Genomic DNA, 22227 nt, shown 5'->3' on the forward strand with positions numbered 1-22227 from the left:
GCGGTTATCAGGCTCGTCGCTTGGTGGCAGAGTCCATCCAGACTGCCAGTAAAAGAATGGCCCCCTTGACGATATACTGCCAAAACGTCGGGACGTCCATCATACTCATCCCGTTATCCAACGACGCCATGATAAATGCCCCCATGACCGCACCCGCCACGCTACCGATACCGCCTGCGAGGCTGGTACCACCGATGACGCAGGCGGCGATAGCATCCAGCTCGGCGATGTTACCGGCGGAGGGAGAGCCTGCCCCCAGACGCGAACTGAGGATCAACCCGGCGATAGCGACCATCAGGCCGTTAATGGCGAAAACCGCCAGCTTGGTGCGTTCGACGTTAATACCCGACAGGCGAGCGGCTTCAAGATTGCCGCCGATGGCATAAATACGACGGCCAAACGCGGTGCGCGTCGCCATAAACATGCCGCCGAGCAGCAACAGCGCCAGCAGCAGTACCGGCGTCGGAACGCCGCGATAGTCGTTAAGAAGCCAGATGGCGCCCAGCACAATAACCGCCGTCAGCGCCTGACGTCCCACCACCGACGTTGATGCAGGCGACGCCAGACCCATCGCCTGACGGCGCATGCGTCCCCGCCACTGCCACGCGACAAACGCCAGCAGCCCCACCACGCCGATCGTAAAGCCTATGCTGTCGGAGAGGTAACTCTGGCCAATTTGCGACATCGCCGCGCTGGTCGGGGAGACAGTCGTACCGTTGGTAATACCGATCAAGATCCCACGGAAGGCCAGCATTCCCGCCAGGGTAACAATGAACGATGGCACTTTACGATAGGCAACCCACCAGCCATTCCAGGCCCCTAAAACCAGCCCCAGCACCAGCGTGACAGCCACGGTCAGCGGCAGCGGCCAGCCGAGCCAGACGTCAAAAATAGCCGCCACGCCGCCGAGAAGACCCATCATCGACCCGACCGACAGGTCGATTTCCGCAGAGATGATCACGAACACCATGCCCACGGCCAGGATGCCGGTGATGGCGGTCTGGCGGAGCAGGTTTGAGACGTTACGCGCGCTTAAGTACGAGCCATCCGTCATCCACGTGAAGAACAGCATGATGACGATAATCGCCGCGATCATCACGAAAACCTGCAGGTTCAGTGCTTTTAGCCCCGCGAACGCGCCGGGCGTCGGAACAGCGACTTTGATATCAGACGGATTGCTTTTCGACATGACGTTCGCTCCTTAAAGCGGCTTCCATCACCTGCTCCTGCGTCAGGTTTTGGTTAATCAGGTTGGCTTTCAGTTTTCCCTCGTGCATGACCAGCACGCGGTCGCTCAGGCCGAGCACTTCGGGTAACTCAGACGAGATGACAATGACGGCAATCCCTTGCTGTACAAGCTGATTAATCAGTTTGTAGATTTCGTATTTGGCACCGATATCAATCCCGCGCGTCGGCTCATCAAGGATTAATATGCGTGGATTGAGGAGCAGGCAGCGCGCCAGAATCGCCTTCTGCTGGTTACCGCCGCTCAGGCGGCCGATCGCCAGTTCCGGCGAGGAGGTTTTGACCTTCAGCCGGGCAAGTGACTGAAGGATGCACTGCTGCTCGGCGGCATCATCCAGGCTGCTCAGCGCGCCGGAGAACCGATCGAGCGCTGCAAGGGTGATGTTTTTACCCACCGCCATCACCGGCACGATGCCGTCTTTTTTGCGGTCTTCCGGCACCATGGCGATGCCGCGGGCAATCGCCTGCTGGCAGTTGTCGATTTTCACCGGCTGACCGTCGATATAAATCGAGCCCTCCCAGCGCCCCGGCCACACGCCAAACAGGCACTGCACGGCTTCGGTGCGCCCGGCACCGACGAGCCCAGCAATCCCAAGAATTTCGCCGCTGTGAAGGGAAAACGAGACGTTATTTACACGCTTGATGTGGCGGTTAACGGGGTGCCACGCGGTCAGGTTTTCCACGCGCAGTACTTCATCGCCCTGAGTGTGGGGCTCATTCGGGTAGAGTGCGGTCAGCTCGCGGCCCACCATCATGGTGATGATGTCATCTTCACTCATGCCCGCGGCTTCACGCGTGCCGATGTGTTGCCCGTCGCGGATCACGCAGATGGTGTCCGAAATGGCTTTTACCTCGTTCAGCTTGTGCGAAATGTAGATGCAGGCGATACCGTGGTTTTGCAGATCGCGGATGATATTGAGCAGAACCGCAGTTTCCTGTTCGGTGAGAGACGCCGTTGGCTCATCGAGGATCAGCAGCCTGACCTGTTTATTCAGCGCCTTCGCAATTTCGACCAGCTGCTGTTGCCCGAGGCCCAGATCCCCCACGCGGGTATCCGGTGAAATGTTGAGGCTCACCTGCGCCAGCAGCTTTTCACAGCGGAGCGTCATGGTGTCGTAATCCAGCACGCCGTGGCGGGAAATCTCGGCTCCGAGGAAGATGTTCTCCAGCACGGTGAGATGCTTCACCAGCGCCAGCTCCTGGTGGATGATGGCGATGCCTTTACGTTCGGTGTCGCGAATGTGCGTCGCCTGGATGACTTCACCGGCAAAGACAATTTCGCCTTCGTAACTGCCGTGCGGGTAGATCCCACACAGGACTTTCATCAGCGTTGATTTGCCCGAACCGTTCTCGCCACACAGCGAAACCACTTCGCCGGGGTTCAACCGGAGACTGACGTTGTCGACGGCTTTCACCGCGCCGAAGCGCTTGGTGATGCTTTTCATTTCAAGTAAATAAGGCATAACTGCTCCACATAACCCGAGGGAAGAACAGTACAACGTGATGCGCCCCCGCAGAGCAGGGGCAGCGCCGGATTACAGTTCGCTCTTCTTGTGGAAACCGTCTTTAATCACGGTGGCGTCAATGTTCTCTTTATTGACTTCAATTGGCGTGAGCAGGCGAGCCGGAACGTCTTTCAGGCCGTTATTCAGCGTCGCGTCTGCTTTAGGTTGCTTACCGTTCCCCAGCTCAACGGCAATTTCCGCCGCCGTATTGGCAAGCTCGGTAATCGGTTTGTAGACCGTCATGGTCTGAGTCCCTGCGATAATGCGTTTTACGCCCGCCAGGTCGGCATCCTGACCAGAAATCGCGACTTTACCGGCCAGCCCCTGGGCACTCAGAGCCTGAATAGCCCCGCCTGCTGTGGCATCGTTGGAGGCCACGACAGCATCAATTTTGTTGTTATTGGCCGTCAGCGCATTTTCCATAATCTTCAGGGCGTTTTCTGGCAACCATCCGTCGGCCCACTGATCGCCAACCACCTTAATTTTCCCGCTGTCGATGTACGGCTTAAGAACCTTCATTTGCCCTTCGCGGAACAGTTTGGCGTTGTTATCCACCGGCGAACCGCCCATCAGGAAATAATTGCCCTGAGGCACTTTGTCGATCAGGCTTTGCGCCTGTAATTCGCCCACTTTTTCATTGTCGAAAGAAATATAATAATCAATATCCGCATTATTAATCATGCGGTCATAAGCGAGAACTTTTATGCCTTCCTGCTTCGCTTCTTTCACCACGTTACTTAATACCTGGCCGTTATAAGGGATAATGACCAGAACATCGACACCGCGGTTGATCATATTCTCGATCTGCGACATTTGCGTTTCTTCATTACCGTTAGCCGACTGAACAAACACATTCGCACCGAGTGATTCCGCTTTTTTCACAAAAATATCGCGATCTTTTTGCCAGCGCTCCAGACGCAGGTCATCAATCGCCATACCAATTTTGACCTCCTTGGCATGCCCTGCAAAGCTTGCAAGGAGGAGCGTAGTGCAGAGCGTTAGGGTCAGGTTCTTTATCTTCATAATTATTAGGCCTTTTTGTAGGGGTATGTGTTGCTGAGATAAAAGAAACATTCACTGCTGGGTCGCAGCAAATTTTTAACGCGGAAAGGCGGGCTGGCAATTACAGATTTTTATCTTCTCATTACGATATTTGGTTTATTTCTGAATTTATGACCGCGATCGGATTTTAAAATTCGTAACGCCTTAATTACATTTGATTCTGGAATGTGCGCCGAAAAATAGTTTGTCTGCGCATTATTTTGCGAGCCAGCGCACAGTTGTGCATTCTCTCAATAGCAGTGTGAAATAACGTAATTGAGCAACCCAAAATGTCTATTCACTATTACTCCTGTATCAACGACTCGCCGCATACCCTGATTATGGAGCTCAATATGCAAGCTTATTTCGACCAACTCGATCGCGTTCGTTACGAAGGCCCAAAAACGACCAATCCTTTAGCATTTCGTCACTACAATCCGGATGAGCTGGTGCTGGGTAAGCGCATGGAAGATCATCTGCGCTTTGCCGCCTGTTACTGGCATACCTTCTGCTGGAACGGCGCCGATATGTTCGGCGTGGGTTCCTTTGACCGCCCGTGGCAGCAGCCGGGTGAGGCGCTTGAGCTGGCGAAACGCAAAGCCGACGTGGCGTTTGAGTTCTTCCACAAGCTGAATGTACCGTACTACTGCTTCCATGACGTGGACGTGTCGCCGGAAGGCGCGTCGCTGAAAGAGTACCTGAACAATTTTGCGCAGATGGTGGACGTGCTGGCAGAAAAACAGCAGCAAAGCGGCGTGAAGCTGCTCTGGGGCACGGCAAACTGCTTTACGAACCCACGCTACGGTGCGGGTGCGGCCACCAACCCGGATCCGGAAGTGTTTAGCTGGGCGGCTACGCAGGTGGTGACGGCAATGAACGCCACGCATCAGCTGGGCGGCGAAAACTATGTCCTGTGGGGCGGCCGTGAAGGCTATGAAACCCTGCTCAACACCGATCTGCGCCAGGAGCGCGAGCAGATTGGCCGCTTTATGCAGATGGTTGTCGACCATAAGCACAAAATCGGCTTCCGCGGCACGCTGCTGATCGAGCCGAAGCCGCAGGAACCGACGAAGCACCAGTATGACTACGACGTGGCGACGGTGTATGGCTTCCTGAAGCAGTTCGGTCTGGAAAAAGAGATTAAAGTGAACATTGAGGCCAACCACGCCACGCTGGCGGGCCACTCTTTCCATCACGAAATCGCGTCTGCGATTGCGCTGGGTATCTTTGGCTCTGTCGATGCTAACCGTGGCGATCCACAGCTGGGCTGGGATACCGATCAGTTCCCGAACAGCGTGGAAGAGAATGCGCTGGTGATGTACGAGATCGTCAAAGCGGGCGGCTTCACCACCGGCGGCCTGAACTTTGACGCCAAGGTGCGTCGCCAGAGCACCGACAAATACGATCTGTTCTACGGCCACATTGGCGCGATGGACACCATGGCGCTGGCGCTGAAAGTGGCGGCCCGTATGATTGAAGACGGCGAGCTGGATAAACGCGTGGCGAAGCGTTACAGCGGCTGGAACAGTGAGCTGGGCCAGCAAATTTTGAAAGGCCAGTTATCGCTTGCGGACATCGCGAAGTACGCTGAACAACAGCAGCTGGCGCCGCAGCATCAGAGCGGGCATCAGGAACTGCTGGAAAACCTGGTTAATCACTACCTCTTCGATAAATAACAGCCTGCAGGCCCGGTAAGCGGAAGCTCTACCGGGCATTTCTGTCAAAGGAGTCACCACAATGTATATCGGCATCGATCTTGGCACATCGGGTGTGAAAGCCATCCTGTTGAGCGAGCAGGGCGAGGTGTTAGCCACTCAAACGGAAAAGCTGCAGGTTTCACGTCCGCATCCGCTGTGGTCGGAGCAGGATCCGGAGCAGTGGTGGCAGGCGACGGATCGCGCGATTAAGGCGTTAGGCGAGCAGCACAGCCTGCGCGAGGTGAAAGCGCTGGGGATTGCCGGCCAAATGCACGGCGCTACGCTGCTGGATAGCCAGCATCGCGTGCTGCGTCCTGCGATCCTCTGGAACGATGGCCGCTGTGCGGAAGAGTGTGCGCTTCTTGAGGAACGCGTACCCGCTTCCCGCGAGATCACCGGTAACCTGATGATGCCGGGCTTCACCGCACCAAAACTCTTGTGGGTACAGCGCCACGAGCCGGAGATTTTCCGTCAGGTGGCGAAAGTTCTGCTGCCAAAAGACTATCTGCGTTTTCGCATGACGGGCGATTTCGCCAGCGACATGTCCGATGCCGCGGGCACCATGTGGCTCGACGTGGCGAAACGCGACTGGAGCGAGGTGATGCTGGATGCCTGCCATCTAACCCGTGAACATATGCCCGCGCTGTTCGAAGGTAGCGAGGTGACAGGCACGCTGCTGCCGGACGTTGCCGAACGCTGGAACATGCCTGCCGTACCGGTGGTAGCTGGCGGTGGCGATAACGCCGCGGGCGCTGTCGGCGTTGGGATGGTTGAAGCGGGGCAGGCGATGCTTTCGCTGGGAACCTCCGGCGTCTATTTTGCCGTTAGCGACGGGTATCGCAGCAACCCTGAAAGCGCCGTACACAGCTTCTGCCACGCCCTGCCTGGGAAATGGCATTTGATGTCGGTGATGCTCAGTGCGGCGTCCTGCCTGGACTGGGCCGCAAAACTCACCGGCATGGCCGACGTTCCGGCGCTCATCTCCGCGGCGCAGCAGGCGGATGACGCAGCGGGTACGGTCTGGTTTTTACCGTATCTTTCCGGCGAGCGTACGCCGCACAACAACCCGGAAGCAAAAGGGGTGTTCTTTGGTTTAACCCATCAGCACGGCCCGGCAGAACTGGCGCGTGCGGTGCTGGAAGGCGTGGGGTATGCACTGGCCGACGGAATGGACGTGGTGCACGACTGCGGCCTGAAGCCGACGAGCGTCACCCTGATTGGCGGCGGCGCGCGAAGCCCTTACTGGCGACAGATGCTGGCGGATATCAGCGGCTTGCAGCTGGATTTCCGCACCGGCGGGGATGTTGGGCCCGCGCTCGGTGCCGCGCGTCTGGCGCAGATCGCCATGAACCCGGAAAAACCGCTTTCGCAGCTGTTACCGCAGCTTACGCTTGAGCAGACGCATCTCCCGGACGCGGCACGCCATGCGCGTTACGCGGAAAGGCGCAGTGTGTTCCGCAAAATCTATCAGCAGCTGCTGCCGCTAATGTCGTAAATACGGTTGTCTGGCAGAGGCACGAGGATGTCCTTTTTTGGTCTGTTCGTGCCTTCGTTTTCTCGTCAGGATAAGGTCATACCCACCGACGAGGAGTTCCATTATGTCCCGCATCGCATTAATCAACATCGATACTCAGCAGTCATTCCATCACCGCAATTACTGGCAGGAAAGCGAGATCCCTGCCTTTCAGCAGGCAATGCTGGGGCTGATTGAAGGCTGCCAGGCGCGCAATATTCCGGTCGTTGATATTTTTCATGTGGATGAAGACGGCCCCTTCACCCTGGAAAGCGGCTATGTCAAACCGATGGCCTTTTTGCGTCATCAGCCGGATGTGATTTTCCAGAAACACGTCCATAATGCCTTCACGGATACCGGGCTTGACCGCTGGCTGCGTGAACGCGACATCAACCAGCTGATTATCTGCGGCATTCGCACTGAACAATGCTGTGAAACCACCGCTCGGGTGGCATCCGATCTGGGTTATGCTGTGACCTTTGTGAGCGAGGCAACGCTGACGTTTCCCATGACGTACAAGGGCATTACCCTTAGCGCAGCGGAGATTCGCCATCGTACCGAGACGGTGCTGGCCGGGCGTTTTGCCGAGATTAAAACGGTAGCGGAGACGCTGGAGTCACTGTAATGCGTATCGACGTCTGGTTTGTGATGTTGCCCGGGGTGCTGTCATTAGACATGACCGGCCCGGCAGAAACCTTTGTTCTGGCAGGCGATGCGTTTCGCCTGCATTACATAGGCCCGCAGCCTGATGTTCAGACGTCGATTGGCCTGTCGATGAGCGGCATTCAGCCGCTGCCGGAAAGCCTGCCTTCAGGCAGCCTGCTGGTATTGCCGGGTGTGAGCGACTCCCGATTTCAGTTCTCAACCCCACAGGCGCAGCAGATCCAGCACTGGCTGATGCGGCTGCAGCCGCAAATACAGTGCCAGGAAATCACCGTGATGTGCGTCTGTTCAGGGGCGCTGCTGGCGGCGAAGTCGGGCCTGCTGAACAACCGACAGTGCACAACCCATCATGATGTCATTAGCCGTTTACGCTCCGCGGCCCCTACGGCGACGATTAAAGAGAACCGGATATTTGTGCAGGATGAAAATATCTGGACCAGCGCAGGGATTACCTCCGGTATCGATCTGGCGCTGCACACGATCAACCGCCTGTGCGGCCCCGAAAAGGCGCTGGCCGTGGCGCGTGAGATGGTGGTCTGGTTCCGCCGTTCCGGTGACGATCCCCAGCTTTCTCCGTGGCTACGCTACCGCAACCATCTTCACCCGGCGATTCATCGGGCGCAGGATGCCCTCATCGCCGAGCCGCAAAAAACGTGGAGCTTGCCTGATATCGCCGCGCTGGCGCACGTCAGCCCGCGCCACCTTACCCGGCTTTTCCAGTCATATTTAGGGATTAGCGTTCGCGATTATCTGGAGCAGCTGCGTCTGGCGGTGGCGGAGCAGTGGCTGATGCAGGGACGCGGCGTGGAGCAGGCCTCACTGGCGGCAGGGTTTTCCTCCCCGCGCCAGTACCATCGCGCCCGGCAGCGAAGCATTAGCTGACGAAGCGGCGAACGTCTATTTTTTGCAGCAGCATCGACAGCAGCAGGCTGACAGCCAGCGTGGCGGCAAAAATCCAGATGATATCCAGCACCGGCCAGCTTTTTAGCTCAACGCCCCGCGTTCGCAGCACGTGGATCACCAGCGCGTGAAAACCGTAAATCCCGAGAGAGTGCCGCGAGATAACGTTTAGCACGGGGAGAGGGCGTGTATTCAGAGTGTTTTTAACCAGCGTGAGCAGCGAAACGGCACAGATAAAGACCATCGGCCCGCAATACAGATACCAGGTATCGGCAAAATTGCCGCGCCATTGCAGCTCATGCAGCGTTCCGCGTGAAATCACCGCCACGCCTGCGATAAACAGCGCCCCGCAGAGCCAGTTCAGACCGCGTTTTTGCGTGTCCATCATCCCGATGGCGCGCCCGAGCATGCCGTAAAGCACGTAGTAGAAGGTATCGCCATTGATATAGAGGTTCACCGGCAACCACTCAAATCCGTCGATTTTCTGCGAGATCGTATTCGGGTTGGCGAGGATGCCAATCACTACCATCAGAGCCAGGAGCATTTTTCCGCTGACGTTTTTCACCTGAATAAGCGGCGAGACCAGATAGATCACGATAATGGCGAAGAAGAACCACAGGTGATAGAAAACCGGCTTTTGCAGCAAATATTTGAGGGATAACTCAGCATTAATGGAGGTGAACAGGGTGATATAGAGCAAGGCAACGGCGCTGTAGAAACCCAGACAGGCCGCGATGCGGATAAAGTGCCTCGGTTGCGCGCTACGCTCGCCAAAAAAGAGAAAACCGGAAATCATAAAGAACAGCGGCACGCTGACGCGCGACGCGGAGTTAAGGATATTGGCAATATCCCAGTTAACGGGGCTGACGCTGTGGGCATTCGTGACGTACCAGGTCGTCGTGTGGATCATGACCACCATCAGACACGCTATTCCCCGCAGGTTATCAATCCAGTTAATTTTTGACGGCATCAGTTCCTCTGTATTCCCTGTAAAGTGAGTGTGACTCCCATTGTCCAAAAGTCTTCGTTTGGAAAATTCTGAGTTTTATGCGCAGGCTTGCCGGGAGACCGTGAGATTCGCAGAATGGAAGACCTTAATCTATAAAAGTGTTGATACTAAAAATAACAGCCGCTGACCAGGACGGTAATAAAAATGATGATGAAGCGTGGGATATCACTCTTTCTGCTGCTTTTGTTGGCAGGATGCAGTGCTTCTCAGGAAGCACCTGTGCAAAAAGCGCAGCAGGGAAAAATAAGCCCGGAGCGTTCACTGAATATGGAAGAGCTCTGTAAAGATCGGGCCGCCCGCCGCTATAACTCGGACGTTCAGAAAATTAACGTCATCGGATTCGAGCGCTTTCAGGGTAGCTATGAGCTTAGAGGATATACTGCGCGTAAAGAGGGCTTTGTCTGCTCGTTTGATGCGGATGGTCAGTTTTTACACCTCTCCATGCGCTAACCTGCTTGCATAATCAACAGCCAGACGCCGTATGCCTTCTGGCTGGAAAGCTTATTTCCCAATTTTCCCTAAACAACCCCGTTTCGTACTGTATATCTTGCAGCCAGCGGGTATACTGGTCCCTTCCATTTAAAACCACACGTATCCAGCACGAAATACTATGCAAAAGTTTGATACCAAGACCTTCCAGGGCCTGATCCTGACCTTACAGGATTACTGGGCTCGTCAGGGCTGTACCATTGTTCAACCTTTGGACATGGAAGTCGGCGCCGGCACTTCACACCCGATGACCAGCCTGCGCGCGTTGGGGCCAGAGCCAATGGCGACCGCGTATGTGCAGCCTTCCCGTCGTCCGACCGATGGTCGTTACGGTGAGAACCCGAACCGTCTGCAGCATTACTATCAGTTCCAGGTGGTGATTAAGCCATCACCCGATAATATTCAGGAACTGTACCTCGGGTCGCTGAAAGAGCTGGGTATGGATCCAACCATCCACGACATTCGTTTCGTGGAAGACAACTGGGAAAACCCAACGCTGGGTGCCTGGGGTCTGGGCTGGGAAGTGTGGCTGAACGGTATGGAAGTGACCCAGTTCACTTACTTCCAGCAGGTTGGCGGTCTGGAATGTAAGCCGATCACCGGTGAAATCACCTACGGTCTGGAACGTCTGGCGATGTACATTCAGGGCGTAGACAGCGTTTACGACCTGGTCTGGAGCGACGGCCCGCTGGGTAAAACCACTTACGGCGACGTGTTCCATCAGAACGAAGTGGAGCAATCCACCTATAACTTCGAATATGCGGACGTGGACTTCCTGTTCACCTGCTTCGAGCAGTACGAGAAAGAAGCGCAGCAGCTGCTGGCGCTGGAGACTCCGCTGCCGCTGCCTGCCTACGAGCGTATTCTGAAGGCCGCCCACAGCTTCAACCTGCTGGACGCCCGCAAAGCCGTCTCCGTGACTGAACGTCAGCGCTACATTCTGCGTATTCGTACCCTGACCAAAGCCGTTGCAGAAGCTTACTACGCGTCCCGTGAAGCCCTTGGCTTCCCGATGTGCAACCGAAACAAATAAGAGGCGGCCATGTCTGAGAAAACTTTCCTGGTGGAAATCGGCACCGAAGAGCTGCCACCAAAAGCCCTGCGCAGCCTGGCTGAATCTTTTGCTGCGAACGTGACCGCCGAGCTGGATAACGCTGGCCTGGCTCACGGTAAAATTGAGTGGTTTGCCGCCCCGCGTCGTCTGGCGCTGAAAGTGGCAAATCTGGCGGCGTCTCAGCCGGATCGTGAAGTCGAAAAACGTGGCCCGGCGATTGTCCAGGCGTTCGACGCGGAAGGCAAGCCGAGCAAAGCGGCAGAAGGCTGGGCGCGCGGCTGCGGCATCACCGTTGATCAGGCCGAGCGTCTGACCACGGACAAAGGCGAATGGCTACTGTATCGCGCGCACGTGAAAGGCGAAAGTGCGGAAGCGCTGCTGCCGGACATGATCGCCACTTCTCTGGCGAAGCTGCCGATTCCTAAGCTGATGCGCTGGGGCGCGTCCGACGTGCACTTCGTGCGCCCGGTGCACACCGTGACCCTGCTGCTGGGCGATACCGTTATTCCGGCGACCATTCTGGGCGTGGCGTCCGATCGCGTGATCCGCGGCCACCGCTTTATGGGTGAGCCTGAGTTCACCATCGACAATGCTGACCAGTACCCGCAGATCCTGCTGGAGCGCGGCAAGGTCATTGCTGACTACGAACAGCGTAAAGCCAAAATCAAAGCGGACGCAGAAGACGCGGCGCGCAAAATTGGCGGTAATGCCGATCTGAGCGACAGCCTGCTGGAAGAGGTGACTTCGCTGGTCGAATGGCCGGTTGTACTGACCGCGAAATTCGAAGAGAAATTCCTGGCCGTTCCGGCAGAAGCGCTGGTTTACACCATGAAGGGTGACCAGAAGTACTTCCCGGTCTACGCCAACGACGGCAAGCTGCTGCCAAACTTCATCTTTGTGGCGAATATCGAATCGAAAGATCCGAGCCAGATCATCTCCGGTAACGAGAAAGTGGTGCGTCCGCGTCTGGCAGATGCTGAGTTCTTCTTCAATACCGACCGTAAAAAGCGTCTGGAAGATAACCTGCCGCGCCTGCAGACCGTGCTGTTCCAGCAGCAGCTGGGCACACTGCGCGACAAGACTGACCGCATTGCGGAGCTGTCCGGCTGGATCGCCCGTGAAATCGGTGCCGACGTCAACCACGCGACGCGTGCTGGCCTGCTCTCTAAATGCGACCTGATGACCAACATGGTGTTCGAATTCACCGACACTCAGGGCGTGATGGGCATGCACTACGCGCGTCACGATGGTGAAGCGGAAGACGTGGCCGTGGCCCTGAACGAGCAGTATCAGCCGCGCTTTGCGGGTGACGATCTGCCGTCCAACCCGGTTGCCTGCGCCGTGGCGATTGCCGATAAGATGGACACCCTGGCAGGTATCTTCGGTATCGGTCAGCATCCGAAAGGTGACAAAGACCCGTTCGCGCTGCGTCGTGCCGCGCTGGGCGTGCTGCGTATCATCGTAGAGAAAAACCTGAACCTCGATCTGCAAACGCTGACCGAAGAAGCGGTGCGTCTGTACGGCGACAAGCTGACTAACGCGAAGGTTGTGGATGATGTTATCGACTTTATGCTCGGTCGTTTCCGCGCGTGGTATCAGGACGAAGGTTATACCGTTGACACCATTCAGGCGGTGCTGGCGCGTCGTCCGACCCGCCCGGCTGATTTCGATGCGCGCATGAAGGCGGTTTCCCACTTCCGTACGCTGGAAGCGGCATCCGCGCTGGCTGCGGCTAACAAGCGTGTGTCCAACATCCTGGCGAAATCCGACGAGACGCTGAACGAGCGCGTGAACGCCGCGACCCTGAAAGAGCCGGAAGAGATCGCCCTGGCGATGCAGGTTGTGGTGCTGCGCGACAAGCTCGAACCGTACTTCGCTGAAGGCCGCTATCAGGAAGCGCTGGTGGAGCTGGCCGAACTGCGCGATGTTATCGATGCCTTCTTCGAGAAAGTAATGGTCAACGTAGAAGATAAAGATCTGCGTATTAACCGCCTCTCCATGCTCGAAAAACTGCGTGAGCTGTTCCTGCGCGTGGCGGATATTTCGCTGCTGCAGTAATGTGCCCGTCGTTACAAATGCTAAAAACCCGCTTCGGCGGGTTTTTTAATACCGTGTCGCCCAAAATTTAACCTTGAAATGGTCAACACATTACCGCTATTCTTATCACCGTTAAATTTCTCGCGCTGGAGCGCCCCCCAAAAATGAACAAACACGACTGATGAATTTCGATCCTTGCTAAACGCTACCGCGTCGGCAGGGGATGTTTTGATTTCATTCAGGAGTGCTTATGGCTCATTTTGCGCAGTCCCCTTCTTTTATTTTGCATCAGGTCACCTGTCAGTTTGCGACGGGCGATACCCTTTTTGGTCCACTGAGTTTTTCGCTGGAACCGTCTCCGTGCGCGCTGGTTGGCCGCAACGGCAGCGGGAAAACGCGTCTGCTGCGTCTGCTGGCGGGGCTTGATGAGCCTGCAAGTGGGCATATCGAACGTACCGGAACACATGTCTATGTGGCTCAGCAGCAGGACATTTTGCCGCACACGACGCTTGCTGAGCTGCTCGGGTACGAGGCTATCTTCGCGGCGCGAGCGCGCATCGACAGTGGCGATTACCAGCCTGACGATCTGGAAACGCTTGATGGATTCTGGGATTTAGCTGAACGTCTGGGCGAGGCGTTTGCCCGGGCGAAGCTCCCGCCGTTTGACCCGAATAACCCTGCCGGTGAACTCAGCGGCGGCGAGCGCATTCGCGCCCTGCTGTGCGGGGCATTTGCGGCGGACGCGGACTTTCTTCTGCTGGACGAGCCCACAAACCACCTGGACCGACAAGGCCGGGCGTGGTTCAACGACCAGCTTAGTCGTTACCAGGGCGGCGTGCTCGTCGCCTCCCATGACCGTGAGCTGCTGGCGCAGGTGCCGCGTATTCTTGAGCTGAGCAGCGGCGGCCTGCGCAGCTACGGCGGGAATTATGCGGATTATCAAACTCAGCGCAACGCCGAACAGCAGGCGGCTCGCGCGGCGCTGGAGCATGCTGCGACGGAGCGCAAACGCACTCGGGCGCGAATGCAGAAAGAGCATGATGACAGCCAGCGGCGTTCGGCAAAAACATTGCGCACCGTCGATACCCTCAATATCGCGTCGTTCGAGCGGGTCAAATATAAAGGCGCGGCGAAGGAGCGGATCGGCTCCTGGAAAAAACAGCATAGCGAGCAAAATGAAGCCCTGAACGCCGCGGTGAATAAGGCGCGTGAGCGGGTTGAAGAAGATAACCCGGTGATGTTCACCCTGCCGGGGAGTCAGATCCCGGAAGGCAAACAGGTGCTGGTGCTGGAAGATCTGGTGCTGCCGCATGTGCCTGTTCCTCCACTCAACTGGCGGATAGACGGACCAATGCGCGTGGCGCTAAAAGGACCGAACGGCTGCGGAAAATCGACGCTGTTAAAAACTATCCTCGGCGAGATTGTCCCCCGTTCGGGTACCTGTAAGGTTTCAGTCAGCTGCGCTTATCTCGATCAGCATCTGTCCCGGCTCGATCTCTCGCAGTCGGTCATGACGCACCTCAACCTGAGCAATACGCCCCTGGAAGAGGGCGTATTACGAACCCGTTTAGCCCAGCTTCAGCTGGGGGCCGACAAAGTCACGCTCCCGCTGGCGGAACTGAGCGGCGGTGAGCGTATTAAGGCTGCGCTGGCCTGCGTGCTTTGGCGCGTGGAGGCCACGCAGCTCCTGTTGCTGGATGAACCGACCAACCATCTGGATCTGGCCTCGGTCCAGGCGATTGAAGCGGCACTGGCCGGTTTCCCCGGCGCACTGCTGGTAGTGTCACACGATGAGGCATTTTTAAGAGGATTAACGTTGACGCACGAGATGGTGTGGGAGGAGACGGGCTGGCGTTGCGAGAGCCTTTAAACACAAGCCCCCGCAGAGGCGGGGGCGTTCAAACTTCACTACGCAATCTGTTTGCTGAGTGCAGGGTTGGCCTGAATCAGGCGCATCAACTTTAACTCGGTTGGGGTGGGTTTCTCTCGTTTTGACTCCCACTCCAGCACCATAGCCACGCTGACACCCATCGCTCTGGCGAATTCTTCAGTTTTCAGTCCTGTCCCTTTGCGCAATTGCTCATATTCTGTAAAGGGATTGGATTTTTGTTGCAGGGTAATGGTCTGCGGTACATCTTTAAAAACGATCTGTTCCAGACTGCTCAGCAGCTCAAACTCAGGATCTTTATATTCCATTGAGAACTCCTCTTAAATCTCACATCGTGATCAAGAACATCAGAGAGCCAATTAAGAATAGTCCCTAATACAAACCGAGGATCGTCACGGTTGTGATTAATTGTGCGGTAACGATCGCTTTACGCGATTCAGCCATATGGATAGTTATGCTAATTCCCTGATTAACCATATGTCGGCTTCGCCAGGTATTTTTTTGTAAATGGTAAGAAATAAATCGGCAATAGCCGTTTTACATGAAAAGAGTATCTTGCAAGGCTGACCTGGACTATCCTTGTCAGCGTCGGGCACGCGTGTGCCGGTGTGCGCTTTTTTGGGTGAAAGGAGTAATAAAATGGCGACAGGAAAGTCCTGCTCTCGCTGGTTTGCGCCTATTGCGGCGTTGTTGATGGTTGTTAGCCTGAGTGGGTGTTTTGATAAAGAAGGCGATCAGCGCAAAGCGTTTATCGATTTTCTGCAGAATACAGTGATGCGCAGCGGCGAGCGTTTGCCGACGCTGACTGCGGATCAGAAAAAACAGTTTGGCCCCTTCGTGTCCGATTACGCCATTCTTTATGGTTATTCACAGCAGGTGAGCCAGGCGATGGATTCCGGTATCCGCCCGGTAGTGGATAGCGTGAACGCCATCCGTGTTCCCCAGGATTACATGACTCAGCGCGAGCCGCTGCGCCAGTCCAACGGCGCGCTCGGCGTGCTGAGCCAGCAACTGCAGAATGCGAAAATGCAGGCTGACGCGTCACGTTCTGCGTTGAAGCAGGGCGAAGATCTTAAACCGGTCTTCGATAAAGTGTATGAGAAAGTGGTGACGAAACCGTCTGAAGCGATACAACCGCTGATTCCGGCCGCGCAAGTCTTCACTCAGCAGCTAGTTCAGGTAGGGGACTTCATCTCGCAGCAGGGCACTCAGGTGAGCTTTGTTGCCAACGGCATTCAGTTCCCAACCTCGCAGCAGGCAAGTCAGTACAATACGCTGATTGGGCCGCTGGCCGCCCAGCACCAGGCCTTTAGCCAGGCGTGGAGTGCAGCCGTCGCTGCCACAGAATAACCCGAAAAACCCCGCTTCAGGCGGGGTTTTTTTATGCCTGCTGAAAATAACGCTTGTCATTCCTCTACCACATCGGTATAACTATCCCCGTCGGTTTGTTACACAGACCTAAAGCAGTTTAGTAAAGCAGTCCAGATTGTTATCCATAGATACCCTTCGTAGTGACCCTTCCTTCATCGCTTAAAAATCTGTAACGCAATCCATCAAGCCGGAAGGCACAATATATTTGTTAATAAGGTAATTTCTATGTCTGCTAAAATGACTGGTCTGGTTAAATGGTTCAACGCTGATAAAGGTTTCGGCTTCATCACTCCTGACGATGGCTCTAAAGACGTGTTCGTACACTTCTCCGCTATCCAGAACGATGGCTACAAATCTCTGGACGAAGGTCAGAAAGTTTCCTTCACCATCGAAAGCGGCGCTAAAGGCCCAGCAGCTGGTAACGTTGTAAGCCTGTAAGCTTCCAACCCAGTAGCACAAAATTCAAAAACCCGCCTTCTGGCGGGTTTTTTCGTTTCTACTGTTGGATCTGCGGGTTAACGCAGTTCTTATCCACTTTTCCGGCAAGCGCGGCAATCAGGTTGTCTACCGCCGTCGCCGCCATGTTGTAGCGCGTTTCGTGGGTAGCAGAGCCGATGTGGGGAAGGGCAACGACGTTTGGCATGCTCAGTAGCGGGGAATCCACCGGCAGCGGCTCCTGTTCAAACACGTCCAGACCGGCGGCGTGGATCTCACCGTTTTGCAGCGCTTCAATCAGCGCCTGCTCATCCACCACCGGGCCACGACCCGCGTTGATGAAAATGGCGGATTTCTTCATTTTCTCAAACGCGGATTTGTCAATCAGATGACGCGTTTCATCCGTCAGCGGCAGGATCAGGCAGACGAAATCGGCTTCCTGCAACAGCGTATCCAGCTCGCAGTAACGCGCGTTGAAGCGTTCTTCAGCTTCACTGTGATGACGGCGCGCGTTATACAGAATCGGCATGTTGAAGCCGAAATGCGCGCGCTGCGCCAGCGCCAGCCCGATACGCCCCATACCCACGATGCCCAGCGTTTTGCCATGCACATCCACGCCGAACCAGTCCGGCCCAATGCTTTTCGTCCATTCGCCGGCTTTCACACGCTCGGCCACTTCCACCACGCGGCGGGCCGTGCTGAGCACCAGCGCCATCAGCGTGTCCGCCACGGTTTCCGTCAGGGCATGCGGCGTGTGCATCAGCAGGATTTTACGGGCGTTCAGGGCATCCACGTCGAAATTGTCATAACCCACGGAAACGGTAGAGGTAGCACGAAGCTTCGGCATTTTCTCCAGCAGGGTGATATCCACTTTTTCGCTTGAACCCAGCAGGCCTTCGGCGCTGGCGAACGCATCGGCGTGCTGCGCCACGGTTTCCGGACTCAGGTTCTTCACCTGCGTAACGGTGAAGTGGTCTTCCAGGCGTTTCTGCAGATCTTCCGGCAGAGCTTTATACAAAATGACGGACGGCTTCATGCTAATCTCCGTTGATTTTTAAGGATTCAGGCGTGACGAGCGCCGACGGGGTGCTGTTGATTATTAGCAGGCTTAACAATCAGAGTAAGCCACACGGAGGCGAAAAGCGCCACCCCCATAAAGATGTACGACGCGGACGGACTGCCGGTGGCACCGTTCAGGTAGCCGACAAACCAGGAGCCGCAGAACGACCCCAGCGCGCCCATACTGTTAATCAATGCCATCGCGCCACCCGCGACGTTACGCGGCAGCATTTCCGGGATGATGGCAAAGAACGGACCGTACGGGGCGTACATGGCGGCACCGGCAATCACCAACAGGGTATAAGAGGCCCAGAAGTGATTTGCGCCCACGGCCCACGAGCCGATGAAGGCGAAAGCAGCAATCAGCAGCAGCGGCCAGACGAACAGCTTGCGGTTTTGCAGCTTGTCCGACGCCCAGGAGACGATAATCATGGCGATGGTCGCGGCCAGATACGGTACGGAAGAGAGCCAGCCCACTTCCACCATGCCGAGGTTTACGCCGCCGCTGCGGATAATCGACGGCAGCCACAGCACAAACCCGTACACGCCGATACTCCAGGCAAAGTACTGCGCGCAGAGCAGGATAACGTTGCGGGAGCGGAACGCTTCACCGTAGTTACGTACCGCCTTCAGCCCCTGCTGCTCTTTATCCAGCTGCGCCTGCAGTGCGGCTTTTTCATCTTCGGAAAGCCACTTCGCCTGGGCAGGCTTATCTTTTACCAGCACCCACCAGCAGAATGCCCAGATAATCGCGGGTACCCCTTCGATGATAAACATCTCGCGCCAGCCGAAGGACTGGATCAGGTAGCCGGAGACTACCGACATCCACAGTACGGTGACCGGGTTACCGAGGATCAGGAAGGTATTCGCGCGTGAACGCTCAGATTTGGTAAACCAGTTGCTGATGTAAATCAGCATCGCCGGCATGACCGCCGCCTCAACGACGCCGAGGATAAAGCGAATGGCGGCCAGGGCAGGAATATTATTCACCACGCCGGTCAGTGACGCGCAGGCGCCCCACAGGATCAGGCAGATGAAGATCAGCTTACGCACGCTGCGGCGTTCCGCGTAAATCGCACCGGGGATCTGGAAGAAGAAGTAGCCCAGGAAGAAAAGGGCGCCCAGCAGGGATGAAATACCTTTGGTGATCCCGAGGTCTTCGGTGATCCCCGCCGCGGACGCGAAGCTGAAGTTGGCACGGTCGAGGTACGCCAGGCTGTACGTGATAAACACGATTGGCATGATGTACCACCAGCGTTTTACTGCATTGGTCGAACTGTTCATAGGCTTGCCTCTGTTGTTGAGGTTGTTACCACCCGTTGTCTGTAGGGTACACGGTGGCTTAATTATTTGGTGCGGCTTGCTGCCCTCACCCTGACCCTCTCCCTGTGGGAGAGGGAATTTAAACGCCGAGCTCTGCTCGCGTTGGCAATCCTTCGCTGTCTCCCTGCACCTGAATGGCCAGTGAGCCAATCTTGTTACCCCGCGCGATGGCCTGCTGCAGCGGTTTGCCTTCCAGCAGCGCGCTAATGACGCCCACGGCAAAGCCATCGCCCGCGCCGACGGTGTCGACCACGTTCTCAACCTTCACCGCCGCGACCGCGCCCTCTTCGCCGTCGGCCGTTTTGAACCATGCGCCATCGGCTCCGGTCTTCAGCACGACCGCTTTTACCCCTTTGTTCAGGTAGAAATCAGCAATGCCTTCCGGCGTATTTTCACCCGTCAGGATCATCCCCTCTTTCAGGCCCGGCAGAACCCAGTCCGCCTGGAACGCCAGTCGGTTCAGCTTCTCGACCATTTCCGCTTCGCTTTTCCACAGCACCGGGCGCAAATTCGGATCGAAAGAGATCGTTTTGCCCTGTGACTTCATGGTCGTTGCCGCATGGTCCAGCAGTTCATAGGAACTGTCAGAGAGCGCTGCCGCCACGCCGCTGAGGTGCAGATGGCGAGCGGAGGCAAAATAGTCGGCGTGATAGTCTTCCACTGAAAGATAGCTTGCCGCCGATCCCTTACGGAAATACTCCACAATGGGATCGGTTCCATTTTCGACTTTTGATTTAAGCTGAAAGCCGGTCGGGAAGCGTCCGTCGAGGGTGACGCCGGCGGCATCAATACCCTCTTTTTTCAGCGAGTCGAGAACGAAATGGCCAAAGCTGTCATCCCCCACGCGGCTGACCCAGCCGACGTTCAGGCCGAGACGCGCAAGTCCCGTCGCGACGTTCAGCTCTGCGCCCGCCACGCGTTTGATAAAGTGCTCTACCGCGCTCAGCTCGCCCGTTTCGGTGGCGACAAACATCGCCATGGCTTCGCCAATGGTGATGACATCCAGCGTCTTGTGCATGGTTTACTCCTCGCGCAGCAGGTTGACGTAATGGCGGGTAACGGCGGTCAAATCCGCCCCTTCCAGCGGGAACTCGATACCGCGCGGGGCATCGGCGGGCAGCTGGCCGAGCAGATCCAGCCAGCGCGCATCGGCACGATCTGGTGCCACGGCGCGGAAGTTATCTTTATGCGGCACGGCAGCTTTAACGTGGATATAGCTCACCGCAGGAGCCAGGTGACGCGCGGCCTCTTCGGGAGAATCGCCGACCCACAGCCAGTTGCCCATGTCGAAGGTCAGCGTGACGGGCAAGGCCAGTTTCCGGCAGGCGGTCTGGAAGCGACGCATGGGCGCGAGCTGCCCGCAGTCGGTCTGATCGTTCTCCACGACCAGCGCCATACCGCTGGCATTCAGCAGGGCGCGCAGGGCGTCGAGAGGCTGAGCAGCGTCGCGGAAATGGCCCAGAGAAACCTTCAGCCACAGGGCGTTAAGGGTGTTGGCCTCAGAGAGATAGCGGGGCAGGTCCGGGTTGAGAGTGCCGTCGGACATAAACAGGGCGGCGGGCGCAGAGTAGCACGCCAGCAGACCCATCAGCTCAATGGATTCGCTCAACGCAGGCAGCGCCAGCAGCTCTTCGCTGTTGAACAGTTCGCGGCGGATCTCCACGCCGTCGGCGCCTGCACCCGCAATAACGGGAAGCATCGCCCGCTGACCGCCTGCCTGTCGCACCTGTTCCGCGCCATACGCGGCGGTGACCACCATGATTTTCCTGCCCATCTTCGGACTCCATCGCAACCTATCAATACTATTACGCTAGATGGAACCGGTTCCAAAGAAAAGATCAGGATGTCGAATTTATGATCGGTATCACAAGGGGAAATTAACGGGCAGTGGAGCCGCGGACGATCAGTTCACCGGAGAAGACCTGCTCGCGTACGGCATCGCGGGTGCCTTCTATACGACGAACCACTTGTTCGACAGCGGCATAGCCAATCTGCCAGGTGGGTTGTTTGAGAGTCGTAATGCCAACGCCTGCCAGCTCCGCCCACTCCAGCTCATCAAAGCCCAGCAGACCGATATCGCTGCCCCAGTGCAGGCCAATGCGCTTGAGCGAGCGGGCGACCTGAAGCGTCAGCGCCCCGTTGGCTGAGATAACGGCTTTGCGCATCCCGCGATGGCGGGTATGGAACTGGCGCAGGGTGTTGTCAATCTGGTCGGCTTCGTGAAGCGGCGTTTCGGCATTTTCGGCGATCGCGCCGGGATAACGGGCAAGCGTGGCGCGAAATGCCGCCAGGCGATCGCGTCGGGTATTTACCATGCCCAGCGGTTCGCTCAGGAAAAGAATCGCTTCGAAGCCCTGTTCGATCAGGTGCTCGGTCGCGGTTGTGGCCGCCTGGGTGTTATCCAGCCCAACCACATCGCAGGCGAATTCCGGGATTTTACGGTCGATGAGGACCATGGGTAGGGAGGATTGCTGCAGGCGGTTCAGGCCCTCTTCACGCATGCCTACCGCGTTAACCACAATCCCTTCCACCTGGTAGCTGCGCAGCAGATCGAGGTAGTGCAGCTCCTGGTCAACCTCGTTATTGGTATTACAGACCAGCGGCGTGAAACCCTTCTCGCGGCAGGCGGCTTCAATACCGCTGAGGACGTTGACGGAGTATGGGTTGGTGATATCGGCGATGATAAGGCCAATCAGTCGGGTGCGGCCGCGTTTGAGCCCGCGCGCCATCAGGCTGGGGCGGTAGTCGAGATCGGCGATAGCCTGTTCAATACGCGCCAGCAATGCGTCGGACAGCAGATGTTTCTCGCCGTTAAGGTAGCGCGAAATGCTGGTTTTACCGGTTTTGGCGGCTTTCGCCACGTCGCTGATGGTGGCCCTGGCTGGTTTGCTCATCGCTGATTTCCCTGAATTTAGTGAGAATACCTTAGCGGGAAAATCAACGATGGCAAGTGGTTCATTATGGAAGGTGCTGCTTGATGCCCTCACCCCAACCCTCT

The 22227-nt window shown here is 56.6% G+C and carries 20 protein-coding genes; 10 read left to right on the forward strand and 10 right to left on the reverse strand.

The window, feature by feature from the left end; translation table 11 throughout:
* Nucleotides 1-7: 7 nt before the first annotated feature.
* The 3 genes from xylH to xylF all read right to left on the reverse strand — a co-directional run bounded on the left by xylH (nt 8) and on the right by xylF (nt 3773).
* Entirely contained in the window at nt 8-1189 is a 1182-nt protein-coding gene (gene xylH / locus MX657_RS00880) for a xylose ABC transporter permease XylH (protein WP_080329880.1), read from the reverse strand.
* Nucleotides 1167-2708 (reverse strand): xylose ABC transporter ATP-binding protein, encoded by a 1542-nt coding sequence (locus MX657_RS00885; RefSeq protein ID WP_346807001.1) that lies wholly within the window; start codon nt 2706-2708, stop codon nt 1167-1169. Before MX657_RS00885 ends, xylH begins: the two co-directional genes overlap by 23 nt.
* 72 nt (nt 2709-2780) lie before the next feature.
* Entirely contained in the window at nt 2781-3773 is a 993-nt protein-coding gene (gene xylF / locus MX657_RS00890; RefSeq protein WP_028015068.1) for a D-xylose ABC transporter substrate-binding protein, read from the reverse strand.
* A gap of 371 nt (nt 3774-4144) precedes the next feature.
* On the opposite strand from xylF, the gene xylA reads away from it, so the two are divergent.
* The 4 genes from xylA to MX657_RS00910 all read left to right on the forward strand — a co-directional run bounded on the left by xylA (nt 4145) and on the right by MX657_RS00910 (nt 8546).
* Nucleotides 4145-5467 carry a xylose isomerase gene (gene xylA, locus MX657_RS00895; protein WP_119916682.1) on the forward strand — a complete coding sequence of 441 codons (1323 nt, stop codon included), beginning with the start codon at nt 4145-4147 and terminating at the stop codon, nt 5465-5467.
* Nucleotides 5468-5528: 61 nt separating this feature from the next.
* A complete protein-coding gene (xylB, locus tag MX657_RS00900; RefSeq protein ID WP_346807004.1) occupies nt 5529-6983 on the forward strand; it encodes a xylulokinase in 1455 nt (484 codons plus the stop codon).
* 103 nt (nt 6984-7086) lie between these two features.
* On the forward strand, nt 7087-7626 hold the full coding sequence (locus MX657_RS00905) for an isochorismatase family protein (RefSeq protein ID WP_346807006.1): 540 nt from the start codon (nt 7087-7089) through the stop codon (nt 7624-7626).
* Entirely contained in the window at nt 7626-8546 is a 921-nt protein-coding gene (locus tag MX657_RS00910) for a GlxA family transcriptional regulator (protein WP_119916607.1), read from the forward strand. The genes MX657_RS00905 and MX657_RS00910 overlap by 1 nt, the downstream gene beginning before the upstream one ends.
* Here MX657_RS00910 and MX657_RS00915 read toward each other — a convergent pair.
* A complete protein-coding gene (locus MX657_RS00915) occupies nt 8539-9534 on the reverse strand; it encodes an acyltransferase (RefSeq protein ID WP_346807008.1) in 996 nt (331 codons plus the stop codon). The two genes, MX657_RS00910 and MX657_RS00915, sit on opposite strands and share 8 nt — an antisense overlap.
* 183 nt (nt 9535-9717) lie before the next feature.
* Here MX657_RS00915 and MX657_RS00920 point away from each other — a divergent pair, with 183 nt between their 5' ends.
* The 4 genes from MX657_RS00920 (at nt 9718) to MX657_RS00935 (ending at nt 15023) form a co-directional block, all read left to right on the forward strand.
* Nucleotides 9718-10023, forward strand: coding sequence for a YsaB family lipoprotein (locus MX657_RS00920; RefSeq protein ID WP_265195335.1), 306 nt, complete (start codon nt 9718-9720; stop codon nt 10021-10023).
* Between the two features lie 160 nt (nt 10024-10183).
* Nucleotides 10184-11095, forward strand: coding sequence for a glycine--tRNA ligase subunit alpha (glyQ, locus tag MX657_RS00925; RefSeq protein ID WP_346807009.1), 912 nt, complete (start codon nt 10184-10186; stop codon nt 11093-11095).
* Nucleotides 11096-11104: 9 nt separating this feature from the next.
* Nucleotides 11105-13174: a glycine--tRNA ligase subunit beta gene (gene glyS, locus MX657_RS00930; protein WP_346807011.1), complete on the forward strand. Its 2070-nt coding sequence runs from the start codon at nt 11105-11107 to the stop codon at nt 13172-13174.
* A gap of 229 nt (nt 13175-13403) precedes the next feature.
* The gene (locus MX657_RS00935; protein ID WP_119916603.1) at nt 13404-15023 is read left to right on the forward strand and encodes an ABC-F family ATP-binding cassette domain-containing protein; all 1620 of its coding nucleotides are present in this window, start codon (nt 13404-13406) and stop codon (nt 15021-15023) included.
* Nucleotides 15024-15061: 38 nt separating this feature from the next.
* Here the strand turns inward: MX657_RS00935 and MX657_RS00940 are convergent, their stop codons facing one another.
* Nucleotides 15062-15349 carry an HTH-type transcriptional regulator gene (locus MX657_RS00940; protein ID WP_080329887.1) on the reverse strand — a complete coding sequence of 96 codons (288 nt, stop codon included), beginning with the start codon at nt 15347-15349 and terminating at the stop codon, nt 15062-15064.
* Nucleotides 15350-15680: 331 nt separating this feature from the next.
* Between MX657_RS00940 and MX657_RS00945 the strand changes: the two genes are divergently transcribed.
* Together MX657_RS00945 and cspE are read left to right on the forward strand one after the other, a co-directional pair.
* Nucleotides 15681-16391 carry a DUF3053 domain-containing protein gene (locus tag MX657_RS00945; protein ID WP_041911609.1) on the forward strand — a complete coding sequence of 237 codons (711 nt, stop codon included), beginning with the start codon at nt 15681-15683 and terminating at the stop codon, nt 16389-16391.
* Nucleotides 16392-16637: 246 nt separating this feature from the next.
* Complete coding sequence (gene cspE, locus MX657_RS00950; protein WP_003860775.1) at nt 16638-16850, forward strand: transcription antiterminator/RNA stability regulator CspE; 213 nt, start codon at nt 16638-16640, stop codon at nt 16848-16850.
* Nucleotides 16851-16908: 58 nt separating this feature from the next.
* Here cspE and ghrB read toward each other — a convergent pair whose 3' ends face one another.
* The 5 genes from ghrB to MX657_RS00975 all read right to left on the reverse strand — a co-directional run bounded on the left by ghrB (nt 16909) and on the right by MX657_RS00975 (nt 22123).
* Complete coding sequence (ghrB, locus tag MX657_RS00955) at nt 16909-17883, reverse strand: glyoxylate/hydroxypyruvate reductase GhrB (RefSeq protein WP_346807014.1); 975 nt, start codon at nt 17881-17883, stop codon at nt 16909-16911.
* A gap of 26 nt (nt 17884-17909) precedes the next feature.
* Complete coding sequence (locus MX657_RS00960) at nt 17910-19190, reverse strand: MFS transporter (RefSeq protein ID WP_346807016.1); 1281 nt, start codon at nt 19188-19190, stop codon at nt 17910-17912.
* 118 nt (nt 19191-19308) lie between these two features.
* Nucleotides 19309-20247 carry a sugar kinase gene (locus MX657_RS00965; RefSeq protein WP_346807017.1) on the reverse strand — a complete coding sequence of 313 codons (939 nt, stop codon included), beginning with the start codon at nt 20245-20247 and terminating at the stop codon, nt 19309-19311.
* Between the two features lie 3 nt (nt 20248-20250).
* The gene (locus tag MX657_RS00970; RefSeq protein ID WP_346807018.1) at nt 20251-21003 is read right to left on the reverse strand and encodes a sugar phosphate isomerase/epimerase family protein; all 753 of its coding nucleotides are present in this window, start codon (nt 21001-21003) and stop codon (nt 20251-20253) included.
* 103 nt (nt 21004-21106) lie between these two features.
* Complete coding sequence (locus MX657_RS00975; RefSeq protein WP_061096578.1) at nt 21107-22123, reverse strand: LacI family DNA-binding transcriptional regulator; 1017 nt, start codon at nt 22121-22123, stop codon at nt 21107-21109.
* Nucleotides 22124-22227: the final 104 nt, after the last annotated feature.

The organism is Enterobacter chuandaensis, assembly GCF_039718975.1.
Lineage (GTDB): Bacteria > Pseudomonadota > Gammaproteobacteria > Enterobacterales > Enterobacteriaceae > Enterobacter > Enterobacter chuandaensis.